This is a genomic window from Stutzerimonas chloritidismutans AW-1, from assembly GCF_000495915.1.
Taxonomy (GTDB): Bacteria; Pseudomonadota; Gammaproteobacteria; order Pseudomonadales; family Pseudomonadaceae; genus Stutzerimonas; species Stutzerimonas chloritidismutans.
Genome location: NZ_AOFQ01000026.1, coordinates 39873 through 53409, shown reverse-complemented (window position 1 = coordinate 53409; position 13537 = coordinate 39873). Strand labels below are relative to the sequence as shown.

General features: G+C 64.6%; 10 protein-coding genes. 3 read left to right on the top strand and 7 right to left on the bottom strand.

Going from position 1 to position 13537, the window contains the following annotated elements:
* The first annotated feature begins 12 nt into the window (after nucleotides 1-12).
* Both F753_RS33460 and F753_RS33455 read left to right on the top strand, forming a co-directional pair.
* The gene (locus F753_RS33460; RefSeq protein WP_023444901.1) at nucleotides 13-2079 is read left to right on the top strand and encodes a GGDEF/EAL domain-containing response regulator; all 2067 of its coding nucleotides are present in this window, start codon (nucleotides 13-15) and stop codon (nucleotides 2077-2079) included.
* Nucleotides 2080-2216: 137 nt separating this feature from the next.
* Entirely contained in the window at nucleotides 2217-3290 is a 1074-nt protein-coding gene (locus tag F753_RS33455) for an NAD(P)-dependent alcohol dehydrogenase (protein WP_023444900.1), read from the top strand.
* Between the two features lie 85 nt (nucleotides 3291-3375).
* On the opposite strand, the gene serB is transcribed toward F753_RS33455, so the two are convergent.
* On the bottom strand, nucleotides 3376-4590 hold the full coding sequence (gene serB / locus F753_RS33450; protein WP_023444899.1) for a phosphoserine phosphatase SerB: 1215 nt from the start codon (nucleotides 4588-4590) through the stop codon (nucleotides 3376-3378).
* A 202-nt stretch (nucleotides 4591-4792) separates the two neighbouring features.
* On the opposite strand from serB, the gene F753_RS33445 reads away from it, so the two are divergent.
* Nucleotides 4793-6322: an AhpA/YtjB family protein gene (locus F753_RS33445; RefSeq protein WP_023444898.1), complete on the top strand. Its 1530-nt coding sequence runs from the start codon at nucleotides 4793-4795 to the stop codon at nucleotides 6320-6322.
* A gap of 150 nt (nucleotides 6323-6472) precedes the next feature.
* Here F753_RS33445 and F753_RS33440 read toward each other — a convergent pair whose 3' ends face one another.
* The 6 genes from F753_RS33440 to parE form a co-directional block, all read right to left on the bottom strand.
* Nucleotides 6473-7180, bottom strand: coding sequence for a PqiC family protein (locus F753_RS33440; protein ID WP_023444897.1), 708 nt, complete (start codon nucleotides 7178-7180; stop codon nucleotides 6473-6475).
* Nucleotides 7181-7363: 183 nt separating this feature from the next.
* A complete protein-coding gene (gene parC, locus F753_RS33435; RefSeq protein WP_023444896.1) occupies nucleotides 7364-9616 on the bottom strand; it encodes a DNA topoisomerase IV subunit A in 2253 nt (750 codons plus the stop codon).
* On the bottom strand, nucleotides 9616-9999 hold the full coding sequence (locus F753_RS33430) for a bleomycin resistance protein (RefSeq protein WP_031297512.1): 384 nt from the start codon (nucleotides 9997-9999) through the stop codon (nucleotides 9616-9618). Before F753_RS33430 ends, parC begins: the two co-directional genes overlap by 1 nt.
* Entirely contained in the window at nucleotides 9996-10529 is a 534-nt protein-coding gene (locus F753_RS33425; RefSeq protein ID WP_003301658.1) for a retropepsin-like aspartic protease family protein, read from the bottom strand. Before F753_RS33425 ends, F753_RS33430 begins: the two co-directional genes overlap by 4 nt.
* Nucleotides 10526-11509: an esterase-like activity of phytase family protein gene (locus F753_RS33420; RefSeq protein ID WP_023444894.1), complete on the bottom strand. Its 984-nt coding sequence runs from the start codon at nucleotides 11507-11509 to the stop codon at nucleotides 10526-10528. Before F753_RS33420 ends, F753_RS33425 begins: the two co-directional genes overlap by 4 nt.
* Nucleotides 11506-13392 carry a DNA topoisomerase IV subunit B gene (gene parE / locus F753_RS33415; protein ID WP_023444893.1) on the bottom strand — a complete coding sequence of 629 codons (1887 nt, stop codon included), beginning with the start codon at nucleotides 13390-13392 and terminating at the stop codon, nucleotides 11506-11508. Before parE ends, F753_RS33420 begins: the two co-directional genes overlap by 4 nt.
* Nucleotides 13393-13537: the final 145 nt, after the last annotated feature.

The following is a 13537-nucleotide window of genomic DNA, read 5'->3' as shown; positions in this document are numbered from 1 at the left end:
TAAGCTGTTGCCATGGCCCTGCAAAAGAAAACCATCCGCCTGCTGATTCTCGAAGACTCGCAGAACGAGGCCGAGCGCCTGGTCAGCCTCTTCCGCAATGCCGGACAGGCGACCCGGGTGCATCGGCTCACCTCCAGCGACGATCTGGCCGAAGCCCTGAAACAGACCTGGGATCTGCTGATCAACGCACCGCAGAGCGAGAATCTCGACCCCAGTGAGGCAATCAGCGCCATTCGCCGGCAGGCCAAGGACATCCCAATCCTCCAGCTAACCGCAGGCAACGACGCCGAAGCGATCACCGAAGCGCTGATGCTCGGCGCCCAGGATGCCCTGCCGCAGGGCGAGGACGAGTGGCTGCTGCTGGTGGCCAATCGCGAACTGGCCAATCTCGAAGAGCGCCGCGCACGCCGTTCAGCCGAAGTGGCCCTGCGTGAAGCGGAAAAGCGCTGCCAGCTCTTGCTCGACAGCTCGGTGGACGCCATTGCCTACGTGCACGACGGCATGCACATCTACGCCAACCGCGCCTACCTCGAACTGTTCGGCTACGAGGACGTGGAGGATCTGGAAGGCATGCCGATGATCGATCTGATCAGCGGCACCGACCAGAGCCGTTTCAAGACCTTCCTGAAGAACTACCAGAGCATGGAAGGCAGCGCCGAACTGGCCTGTGGCGGCGTGCGCGCCGATGGCGACACACTCAAGACACGCATGCACTTCTCGCCGGCGGCCTATGACGGCGAGCCCTGCATTCAGGTGGTGATCCGCGCCGAGAACGACAGTGCCGAACTGCAGAAGCTGCGCGAGATCAGCAGCCAGGACCCGGTAACCGGCCTGCTCAACCGCAACAGCTTCCTCGAAGTGATTGACGCCGCCGTAGAGCGCGCGATCAATGCCGGTCAGCCCGCCAGCCTCGCCTACATCCGCGTCGATCGCTTCGCCGCGCTGCAGGCAGACATCGGCCTGACCGACTCCGACCAGCTGCTCAACCAGCTCGCCACCCTGTTGCGGGGCCACTTCCCCGGCGAAGCCCAGCTGGCTCGCTTCGCCGATGACGTCTTTGCGGTCCTGCAACCCGGCGTCATTCCGCAGCAGGCCGAACCGGAGCTGCGCAAGCTGCTGACCAAGGTCGAAGGCCAACTGCTCGATGTCGGCGGTCGCACGGTGCAAACCACCCTCAGCATCGGCGTTGCCGGCCTCGACGAGAAGACCGCCAAGGCTCAAGACGCGATCGAGCGCGCGCACCGCTGTGCCGATGAGCTGAGCGACGGCAATGCGCTGAAGCTCTACAACCCGGCCGACGAACTGGCGGCAGCAGCCAACCGCGGCGACATCGTCGCGATGCTCAAGCAGGCGCTGGAAAGCAACAGCTTCCGCCTGCTGTTCCAGCCGATCATCAGCCTGCGCGGCGACAGCTTCGAGCATTACGAAGTGCTGCTGCGGCTACTCGATCCGCAGGGCGTGGAAGTCCCGCCGAACGAGTTCCTCAGTACCGCGGCCGACGCCGGCCTGGCTGCCAAGATCGACCGCTGGGTCATTCTCAATTCCATCAAACTGCTCGCCGAGCACCGCGCCAAGGGCCATCGCACGCGATTGTTCCTGCACCTGTCCGCCGCCAGTATCCAAGACCCCAGCCTGCTGCCCTGGCTCGGCGTCGTGCTCAAGGCTTCGCGTCTGCCAGGCGATTCGCTGGCCTTCGAGTTCGGTGAAGCCGATGCCGTGGCCTATCTCAAACCGGCCAAGGCGCTGGCCCAGGGACTCAACGGCCTCGGATGCCGCACCGCGCTCGCCCAGTTCGGCTGCGTGCTCAACCCATTCAATACGCTCAAGCATCTGGATGCCGAGTTCATCAAGGTCGATGGCTCCTACACCCAGGATCTGACCCGCCAGGAAAACCAGGAAGCGCTCAAGGCCCTGCTCGCCGAACTGCACGAGCAGCAGAAGCAGAGCATCGTACCGTTCGTCGAAAGCGCGACCGTACTCGCTACGCTATGGCAAGCCGGCGTCAGCTACATCCAGGGCCATTATCTGCAGGGCCCGAGCCAGTCGATGGACTACGACTTCGCCTCCGACGAAGAGTGAAGCGCCGCCGGGCTGGCAGCCTCCCCGCCAGCCCGAACGCCACCAGACAATCCACCTCAGCTTGACTACGATCACTGGCCAGCCGCAGCGCTGAGCTAGAGTGTCCGGACGCCTTCAACTCGAAGAGGAGCCGCACCATGGTCATGATGAAAGCTGCCGTGTTCGTCGAACCGGGCCGCATCGAACTGCAGGACAAGCCCATCCCCGAGATCGGCCCCAACGATGCCCTGCTACGCATCACCACAACCACGATCTGCGGCACCGACGTGCACATTCTCAAGGGTGAGTATCCGGTCGCGCCCGGCCTGACCATCGGCCACGAGCCGGTAGGCGTCATCGAAAGGCTGGGCAGCAACGTCAAGGGCTACCAGGAAGGTCAGCGCGTCATCGCCGGCGCCATCTGCCCGAGCTTCACCTCCTACGCCTGTCAGGACGGCCTCCCCTCGCAGGACGGCGGCTGCTCCTGCCATGGTTACAAGCCCATGGGCGGCTGGCGTTTCGGCAACAGCATCGACGGCACCCAGGCCGAGTACGTACTGGTACCCGACGCCATGGCGAACCTGGCGCCCGTACCGGACGGCCTGACCGACGAACAGGTGCTGATGTGCCCGGACATCATGTCCACCGGGTTCGCCGGCGCCGAGGCGGCCAATATCAAGATCGGCGACATCGTGGTGATCTTCGCCCAGGGGCCCATCGGCCTCTGTGCCACCGCTGGCGCCAGGCTCCGCGGTGCGGGCACCATCATCGCCGTGGACGGTGTGGATGCGCGGCTGGATATCGCCCGGAAGATGGGAGCGGACGTGACGCTCAACTTCCGCAATGTCGATGTGGTGGAAGAGGTTCTCAAGCTAACCGGCGGCCGCGGCGTCGACGCCTCCATCGAGGCGCTGGGCCTGCAATCGACGTTCGAGAGCGCATTGCGAGTACTCAAGCCGGGCGGAACGCTGTCCAGCCTGGGCGTCTATTCCAGTGACCTGACCATTCCGCTCGGCGCTTTCCATGCGGGCCTTGGCGACAACAAGATCGTCACCTCGCTCTGCCCGGGCGGCAAGGAGCGCATGCGCCGACTGCTCAATGTGGTCGCCTCGGGCCGGGTCGATCTCGGCCCGCTGGTCACCCATCAATATGCGCTGGACGACATCACCGACGCCTACGACCTGTTTGCCAATCAGCGCGATGGCGTGCTGAAAGTGGCGATCAAACCCTGAAGGCACTGCAAGGCATGAGTGACAAAACTAGAGCCCCGGATCGATTGATCCGGGGCTTTGCGTTGTTCGAGCCTGCAGTCGCGCTTTATTCCGTGCCGTCGCGATCGCGGAAACCCAGCAGGTAGAGAATCCCGTCCAGACCCAGGGTTGAAATCGCCTGCTTGGCCGACTGCTTGACCAGCGGCTTGGCGCGGAAGGCAACGCCCAGGCCGGCCAGACCAAGCATCGGCAGGTCGTTGGCGCCATCCCCCACGGCGATGGTCTGCTCCAGACACAGCCCTTCCTGCTCGGCCAGCTGGCGCAGCAGATCGGCCTTGCGCTGGGCATCGACGATCGGCTCGACCGCCACGCCGGTGACCTTGCCGTTCTCGATCTGCAACTCATTGGCGAACACGTAGTCGATGCCGAGCTTGGCCTGCAGCTGCTTGGCGAAATAGCTGAAGCCGCCGGACAGAATCGCTGTCTTGTAGCCCAGGCGCTTGAGTTCGGCGAACAGCACTTCGGCACCCTCGGTCAGGCGCAGGCTGGCACCGATGTCCGCCAGCACGTCTTCCGACAAGCCTTCCAGCAGCGCCAGGCGCTCCTTGAAGCTGGCGCGGAAATCCAGCTCGCCGCGCATCGCCCGCTCGGTGATCTCCGACACCTGTTCGCCAACACCGGCGGCCTTGGCCAGCTCGTCGATGACCTCGGCCTCGATCAGCGTCGAGTCCATGTCGAACACAGCCAGCCGGCGGTTGCGCCGGTAAACCGAATCGCGCTGGAAGGCGATATCGACATTGAGCTCCTGCGCCACGCTGAGAAACTCGGCGCGCAGCGCCGCGGTATCGGCTGGCTCGCCGCGCACCGAAAACTCGATGCAGCCCTTGCCCAGTTCTTCCGGCATGTCCAGCGGCATGCGTCCGGACAGGCGGTCGATATGGTCGATGTTGAGCCCGTACTTCGCCGTGATCGAGCTGACCCGCTGCAATTGCTCGGCGGTGACCTTGCGCGTCAGCAGGGTGACGATGTGCCGGGACTTGCCCTGCCCGGCCACCCAGTGCTGGTAGTCAGCCTCGGCCACCGGGGTGAAGCGCACCTGCTGGTCATGCTTGTAGCCCATGAACAGGACGTCCTTGAGTACCGACGAGGCGCGCTCGTTATCCGGAATCTCGATCAGGATGCCGAACGACAGCGTGTCATGGATCACCGCCTGGCCGATGTCGAGAATATTCACGCCACCCTGGGCGAGCACGCCGGTGATGGCCGCGGTGAGGCCCGGTCGATCTTCACCGGTGATATTGATCAGGACGATTTCGCGCAAGGCGCAGCTCCCATGGCAGGCAACGAAGGCGGGCATTCTACATCAGCTGACCAGCGCGCTGGACAGGCCCCGCGGCAGGCACATCGCGCGCCATCACGATGACCCTGGACGCAATTCGTCAGCTTACCGTCGCAGACCTTCAGCGCCCCCCGTGCTTTCCGTATACTGCTCGGCAATTTCCCGACGAGAAGAGCCGCGCTCTGTGAACCGGCCCGCATCCGTAAAGCCAGACAACTTCTTCCTCATGCTCTATCGCGCAGTACGCCAGCATCGCGTGCCGCTGGTGTTGCGTATTGCCAGCCATACGCTGCTGCTGGTGGCGCTGGCGCTGATCATCTACGCGTGGGTGATCGGCATGCAGTTCAAGCATGCCATGGAGCAGCAGGCCGATGCCCTCGGCCAGAGCCTGGTCACCCAGACGGCCGCCTCGGCCACCGATCTGCTGGTGGCCAACGACATCCTCAGCCTCAACGTGCTGCTGAGCAATCTGGTGAAGAATCCGCTGGTCGCTCACGCAGCGATCTACAGCGTGGACAATCGCGTGCTCGCCGAGTCCGGAACCCGGCCGCAGCAGGGCCTGCTTGGGGACGATAACGGGCTTTATTCGACACCAATCAGCTTTCAGGAAGTGATTGCCGGGCATCTGCGCGTGAGCCTAGACATGCAGCAGTTTCAGCAGCCGATGACCATCAGCCTGCAGAGCATGGGACTGCTCAGCCTGATCCTGCTGGCGTTGACGCTGATGCTGAGCCTGCGCCTGGGCCGGCAATTGGCGACGCCCTTGATGCAGCTGCGCCTGTGGCTGCGCGACCCGGACGACCCCGCCCCGGGTGCCGGACGGCAGGACGAGATTGGCGACCTTGCGCGCCAGCTGCAGGCACGCCTGGTGCCGGAGAAGCCCGAGGCGGAGCTTGACCTGAGCGATGCGCTGGACGACGACTATTTCGACCAGAGTGACGACCACAGCATTGACTCACGATCCCCCGCAGCGCAACCGGAGCGCTTCGATATCGAGCTGGACGACGAGTCACAGCGCCCACGCGGCTTTTCCGCGAACGCTGATGACCACGTGCAGCAGCTGGACGACGACGTCCCGTTCGAGCTCCCGTCACTGGGTACCCCGAGCGTACAGCCTCCTACCCCGCCCCAACCTACCCGCAGCGCCGTGCTGGCCATCCAGCTCGGCGGGCAGGAACAATTGCGCCGCTTGCCGCGGCCGCGCCTGACCGAACTGCTGCAACGCTATCGAGACTGCCTGCAACAAGCCGCGACGCTTTACCAGGCCGAGCTGCACACGCTCAACGATGGCAGCAGCCTGATGTTGTTTCATAGCCAGGACGACGAGCAGAACTACCTCACCCACGCGATCTGCTGCGGCGAACTGATGCGTGCGCTGGGCCATGCCTTGCAGATCGACGTCGCCGACAGCGGCATCACGCTGCAACTGCAGCTCGCCCTGACCCAGGGCGATGGCCTGTTCGACCTGAGCCAGGGCGACCTGCTGCTCAGCCAGCCGGCGCAGGCCGCGCTGGATATGTCGCTGCACAGCCGCAACCTGCTGCTGGTAGAGGGCAGCATCAGCGAGGACCGGCTGATTCAGCAGCGCGCGCGTATCCGCCCGATTGCCAGCCCGGAAGGCGCCTGCTGCGTCGAGCGCCTGCTGGACCCATACCCCTCGCTGCTGGAACGCCAGCTCACGCGCATGCACGAACTACGCAGCCGCACCCACTGACGCAAACCATACGGTCGCTATCAAACGACCGTTGACCTTTGACCTTTGGTCGAGCCCGCAGTCGCAACCAGCCCGAGAAAACGAAAAAGCCCGACCAGATCACTGGCCGGGCTTTTCAATGCGCTGGCTGCAACAGCAGCCGCGACAGAGTCAGAAGCGGAACACTTCCATATCCGTACGAATGGGTTCGGCGGCCGGGATGCGCGGTGCCGGTGCCTCGGCAGACTTGCTTACCTGTGGCTTGGCAGGGGCAACCTTGGGTGCGGTCTTGGCTACCAGGGTAGGTTCGACCGCATCGGCGACCATCTCGCTCAGGCGCTGCAGCAGAACGCTCTGCGCCCGCACCTGGTCGCTCGCGCTGCCCTGGTGCTCCTCCTGCAGGCGCACCAGTCGACTGCCCAGGTGCTTGCCCGCCTTGTCGCGCAGACGCCATTGCGCCTCGAGTACCGCCGGGAATTCGGGGCCGGAATCAAGGCGCGTGATGGACAGCTCGATCTGCACTTCTGGCGTAAAGCCTTCGTCGGCCGGGCCAAGCACCAGGCTCTGCGTATCCAGACGCCAGGCCAGCTGGCGCAGCAACACCTGCTCGACGTCGGCCTTCAGGCTACCCGCCCAGTGGGCGCGCTGTCCGTCGACGGCCAGGCTGCCGTCAGCCAGACGCTGAAGCAAGGCGTCACGCTGCAGATAATCGGCAAGCGTCACCGGTGCCAGCAGCACGGCGGCGCCATCGGTTCGCTCAGGCACTTCAGTCGTACCGCTGTCCAGTCGGTACATTGGTGCAGGCTGCAGGCCGATGCAGCCTGTCAGCCCCATGCTGGCCAGCAACAAAACAGTCGGAACACGCAGCAAATTCTTCATTACCGTCATAACACCAGAGTTCAGGCCGCTCGCGACCATCAGATCGCCAATGCCTCGTGCATATGTCTCGCCGGACAATCGACTCCGCCGACGCGAAAGAAAGCACCGGGCAACATGCCGCAGGCTGGAAAGGCCGCTATCTTCCGTGAAAGCGGCCTTCGATTCCAGCGCCAATACGTTTGGTCATGCTTCGACCAGCAAGCCTTCGACGCGCTGGAAGCCTCGTGGCAGCTTGTTGCCGCGCCTGCCACGTTCGCCTTTGTAGTGCTCCAGATCCTCGGCCTTGAGCGACAGCGTGCGCTTGCCCGCCTGCAACACCAGTGTCGCACCGGTCGGCAACACGGCGAGATCGACCAGATACTCCTCGCGGCTCGCGACCCGCTCGCCGGGGATGCCGATGATCTTGTTGCCCTTGCCCTTGCCCAGCTGCGGCAGATCCCGCACCGGGAACACCAGTAGACGGCCCTCGGTCGTCACTGCAGCCAGCCAATCCTCCTCGCGACTGGCCAGCGGCCGCGGCGCGACGACCTTGGCGCCTTTCGGCAGCGAGAGCAGCGCCTTGCCCGCCTTGTTCTTGGCCTGCAGGTCTTCGCCCTTGACCACGAAACCGTAGCCGGCGTCCGAGGCGATCACGTAGAGCGCCTCATCATCGGGCAGCATCACGCATTCGAAACTCGCGCCCGGCGGTGGCGTCAGCCGGCCGGTGAGCGGCTCGCCCTGGCCTCGCGCCGAAGGCAGCGAGTGCGCCGCCAGCGAATAGCTGCGCCCAGTGGAGTCGATGAACACCGCATATTGATTCGAGCGCCCGGCCGCAGCTGCCTTGAAGCCATCTCCCGCCTTGTAGGACAGCCCGCTGGCATCGACATCATGGCCCTTGGCGCAGCGCGCCCAGCCTTTATCGGAGATCACCACGGTCACCGGCTCGGACGGCAGCAGCTCGTTTTCCGACAGCGCCCGCGCCTCGGCACGCTCGACGATCGGCGAGCGGCGATCGTCGCCGTAGGTTTCCGCGTCCTCGATCAGCTCCTTGCGCACCAGTTTCTTCAGCTTGGTTTCACTACCCAGCAGCGCCAGCAGCTTCTCGCGCTCCTTGGCCAGCTCGTCCTGCTCGCCGCGGATCTTCATCTCTTCCAGCCGCGCCAGCTGACGCAGGCGGGTGTCGAGGATGTAGTCGGCCTGCAGCTCGGAAAGCTCGAAGCGCGCCATCAGCACCGGTTTGGGCTGATCTTCGGTACGGATGATGTGGATCACTTCATCCAGATTGAGGAAGGCCACCAGCAAGCCTTCCAACAGGTGCAGACGCCTCTCGACCTTGTCCAGGCGGAACTGCAGGCGACGGCGTACCGTACCGATGCGATAGGTCAGCCACTCGCTGAGCAGGGTGCGCAGGTTCTTCACCTGTGGGCGACCATCGAGCCCGATCACGTTGGTGTTGACCCGGTAGCTGGACTCCAGATCGGTGGTGGCGAACAAGTGCTGCATCAGCGCTTCGACATCGACCCGGTTGGAGCGCGGGATGATAACGATGCGACAGGGGTTCTCATGATCCGACTCATCGCGCAGGTCGGCGACCATCGGCAGCTTCTTGGCCTGCATCTGCCCGGCGATCTGCTCGAGCACCTTGGAGCCGGACACCTGGTGCGGCAGCGCGGTGACCACGACGTCGCCGTCTTCGACACGGTAGACGGCCCGCATGCGAACGGAACCTCGACCTGTCTCATAGATCTTCAGCAGGTCCGCACGCGGCGTGATGATCTCCGCCTCGGTCGGGAAATCCGGCCCCAGCACATGCTCGCAGAGCTGCTCGACACTGGCGCTCGGCTCGTCGAGCAGACGTATGCAGGCGCTCGCCACTTCACGCAGGTTGTGCGGCGGCACATCGGTGGCCATGCCCACGGCGATGCCGGTGGTGCCGTTGAGCAAAAGGTTGGGCAGGCGCGCCGGTAGCGTCGCCGGCTCGTCGAGGGGGCCATCGAAGTTCGGCACCCACTCCACCGTACCCTGCCCCAGCTCGCTAAGCAGCACCTCGGAATAACGCGACAGCCGGGCCTCGGTGTAACGCATGGCGGCGAAGGACTTGGGATCATCCGGCGCGCCCCAGTTGCCCTGACCATCGACCAGCGTGTAGCGATAGCTGAACGGCTGCGCCATCAGCACCATGGCTTCGTAGCAGGCACTGTCGCCATGCGGATGAAACTTGCCGAGCACGTCACCGACGGTACGTGCGGACTTCTTGTGCTTGGCGTCGGCGCCCAGGCCGAGTTCGCTCATGGCATAGATGATGCGCCGCTGCACCGGCTTCAAACCGTCGCCGATATGCGGCAGTGCGCGATCCATGATCACGTACATGGAGTAGTTGAGGTAGGCCTGCTCGGTGAAATCGGCGAGGGAGCGACGCTCCACGCCGTCCAGGCTCAGGTCGAGGGATTCGCTCATCAGCAGTTTTCTTCAGCAAAGGATGGATGACTCACGGCTGGTTGCTCGCCGAACTTGAGCAAGTTGCCGTGGGCGTCGATGACATAAAGTTCTTGCATGCCCCAGGGCTGCATAACGGGCGCGTCCAGGACCAGGCCACGCTGACAGAACTCCCGGTACAGCGCCTGGCAATCGCCGGTACGTATGTAGCAGGAGGTGTTCTCGGCAACGTGGCGCTCCGTGCAAAGCCAGAAATGCAGCTGCGCACCGTCGCGCTCCACGATCAGGTAGTCAGTGGCCTGCAGCACGACCTGGAAACCCAGATAGGTCGTGTAGAAGCCGCGGCTTTCATCGAGATTCAACGAAGCCAGGACAGGCACCGTGGACTGTATGAGCGCCCTCATCGGTCTTGCCCCTGAGGTAGTTGCTGGCGCAGCACCAGGGTGCCAGCGCGCTGGGTGAATTCAAGCTGCTTCAGTGCGCTCATACCGAGCAGAACCTGTTCGCTGCGAAAGCCGGGAGCGACGATAGCGCGCACGTCGTGCAGGCGGATGTCACCCAGATCGAGGCTCGACAGCACGGTGCGATAACCGGTGGTCTGGCCGTTGGCGGTGTGCAGCATCACCGGCGCGCCGCGCTCCAGTCCTAGCCGTTCGGCCAGCTCGGCCGGCACCGCGACGTCGGTAGCACCGGTATCCAGCAGAAAGGTGACCGCCTCGCCATTGATCCGCCCGCTGGCGACGAAATGGCCTTGGACATTGCCGGCCAGCTGCACTTCGATCTGCTCGCCCTGCAGCTGGGAAACCGGCTGCCGATTGGGGTTGAGCCGATCCTCCTCCCAAGCGGCGAAAAAGCGGGTGGCCAGGAACAGTCCGACGCCCCAGGCGAGCACCAGCATCACGCGCCCGGCACGCCGCCCGGCGGTCTGGCTCACGGCTTCGCACCCCAGCCGCCATCAGGCGCGGCAAAACGCCAGACAATCGGGCGCTTTTCGCCATCACCACGGGCCTTGCCGTTGTTGTCAACCCCGATCCATGCGCCTTCGGCATCGACCCACAACGCCTCGGCATTGCCGTAGGGCTCAGCGTAACGGCGCGCCTCGGTCAAGGCTTCCTCGGCAAATGACCAGCAGCGCTCGACCACTCCAGTGGCCGGGTTGCGACGACAGACGCGGTAGGCCGAGGGCTCGAGCACGAAAAGCTTGTCGGCGAAGAACGCCACCGCAGCGAAGCTCTTTGGCAGCGGCGCATCGCCCAGCGCAGCGGGCGGCAGCTGATCGCCCCCGTCGGCCATCAGCACGCAACCGCCCGTGCACTGCCAGCTGCTCTGCTGACGATGCAGCACCAGAAGACCGCGGCGCTCGCGTTCGGCCGCAATCCACATGCGCTCGGCCTTCGGATCGACGGCGATCCCTTCGAACAGCGCGTTGAAGTGCCAGAGCATGCCGCTGGCCCGCGCCTGTCGTACCAGCGTATCGGGCAGGCGCAGCCATTCTGCCGTACCCGCCGGGCTGACCCGCAGCACGCCGGCATGGGCCTCACTGACCACGTAGCGGTTGCCCAGGCTGTCACAACTCAGACCTTCGAAATCCAGCTGACCACCCCGCACCTGGCCACTGACCCAGGCGCGCATGCGCATGCCCCAGGGCAAGCCGCTGTCCGGTGGCGGGGCCGCCTCGAAACGCTCGGGCTCCGCCTGCCAGGGCGAGACGCTGGTATCCAGACGATAGAGAACGTCGTCCTCGCGATCGGAAACGGCCCACAAGGCATCGCCGCACCAGGCCATTCCGGACAGGTTGCCACCGGTTATTCCGGCCACCGGGTGCTCGCCGAGCAATTTCAGTTCGGGCGCCGGCTCGCTGGCCCAGAGCGGTGCCGAAGCCAGACTCAGCGCTGCCAGCCAACGGCGGATCAAACCAGCACCTCGGCCAGATTGCCCTTGGACTCGAGCCAGCTCTTGCGGTCGCCGGCGCGCTTCTTGGCCAGCAGCATGTCCATGATCTCGCGGGTGCCCTCGAAATCATCCAGGGTCAGCTGTACCAATCGACGCGTGTTGGGGTCCATGGTGGTCTCGCGCAGTTGCGGCGGATTCATCTCACCGAGGCCCTTGAATCGGGTGACCTGAGGCTTTCCGCGGCGCTTTTCAGCAACCAGACGCTCGAGGATGCCGTCGCGCTCGGCCTCGTCCAGCGCGTAGAAAATGTCCTTGCCCAGATCGATGCGGTACAGCGGCGGCATGGCGACATAGACATGGCCGGCCTCGACCAGAGGGCGGAAATGCTGAACGAACAGGGCGCAAAGCAACGTGGCGATGTGCAGGCCGTCTGAGTCGGCGTCGGCGAGGATGCAGATCTTGCCGTAACGCAGCTGGCCCAGATCGGCCGCGCCCGGATCGACGCCGATGGCGACGGCGATGTCGTGAACTTCCTGGCTGGCCAGCACTTCGCCGCCGTCGACTTCCCAGGTGTTCAGGATCTTGCCGCGCAGCGGCATGATCGCCTGGAACTCCTTGTCCCGCGCCTGCTTGGCCGAGCCGCCGGCCGAGTCACCCTCGACCAGGAACAGCTCGGCGCGCATCGGGTCCTGCCCGGCGCAGTCGGCCAGCTTGCCCGGCAGCGCCGGGCCCTGGGTGATCTTCTTGCGTTCGACCTTCTTGCCGGCCTTGAGGCGGCGCCCGGCGTTGCTGATCGCCAGCTCGGCCAGTTGCATGCCCAGCTCCGGGTGGGCATTGAGCCAGAGGCTGAAGGCATCCTTGACCACACCGGAGACGAATGCCGCGGCCTCGCGGGACGACAGGCGCTCCTTGGTCTGCCCGGAGAACTGCGGCTCCTGCATCTTCATCGAGAGGACGAAGGCGATGCGCTCCCAGATGTCTTCCGGAGCCAGCTTCAGCCCGCGCGGCAGCAGGTTGCGGAATTCGCAGAACTCGCGCATGGCGTCCAGCAGCCCTTGGCGCAAGCCGTTGACATGGGTGCCGCCCTGGGCCGTTGGAATCAGGTTGACGTAGCTCTCCTGGACACTCTCGCCACCTTCCGGCAGCCACAGCAGCGCCCAGTCCACCGCCTCGGTGTTGCCCGCCAGGGTGCCGACGAAGGGCTCGTCGGGCAGGCGCAGGTAATCGCTGACCGAGTCGACCAGGTACGAACGCAGGCCGTCCTCGTAGTGCCACTCGACCTTCTCGCCGCTGCTCTTGTCCTCGAAGCCGACGCTCAGCCCCGGGCAGAGCACGGCCTTCGCCTTGAGCACATGCTTGAGGCGGCTGATGGAGAATTTGGGGGAATCGAAGTATTTCGGATCGGCCCAGAAGCGCACGCTGGTACCGGTGTTGCGCTTGCCGACGCTGCCGATGACTTCCAGGTCAGTGGCCTTGAAGCCATCGGCGAAGCTCATGCGGTATTCGCTGCCGTCGCGCTTGACGGTCACTTCGACCCGCCTCGACAGGGCGTTGACCACCGAGATGCCGACCCCGTGCAGACCACCGGAGAACTGGTAGTTCTTGTTGGAGAACTTGCCGCCGGCGTGAAGCTTGGTGAGGATCAGCTCGACGCCCGGCACACCCTCTTCCGGGTGGATGTCCACCGGCATGCCACGGCCGTCGTCGATCACTTCCAGCGAATTGTCTTGATGCAGGATCACCTGAACCGAGCGGGCATGGCCGGCGAGGGCTTCGTCGACGCTGTTGTCGATGACTTCCTGGGCCAGGTGGTTGGGCCGCGAGGTATCGGTGTACATGCCCGGGCGCTTGCGCACCGGGTCGAGGCCGGAAAGAACCTCGATGGCTTCTGCGGTATAAGACATCTGTCTGGCACTGTCCTTATGTTCTGAATGAATCAGCCCTTGCGGGCAGCGAAATCCGCGCAACAGCCCGAATGAAATGGCAGGTCCGCGTTCGCGAAACCACCCTGGCCGCCGACCAGCCGCGCTAACGTTGCGCCGCGCATCA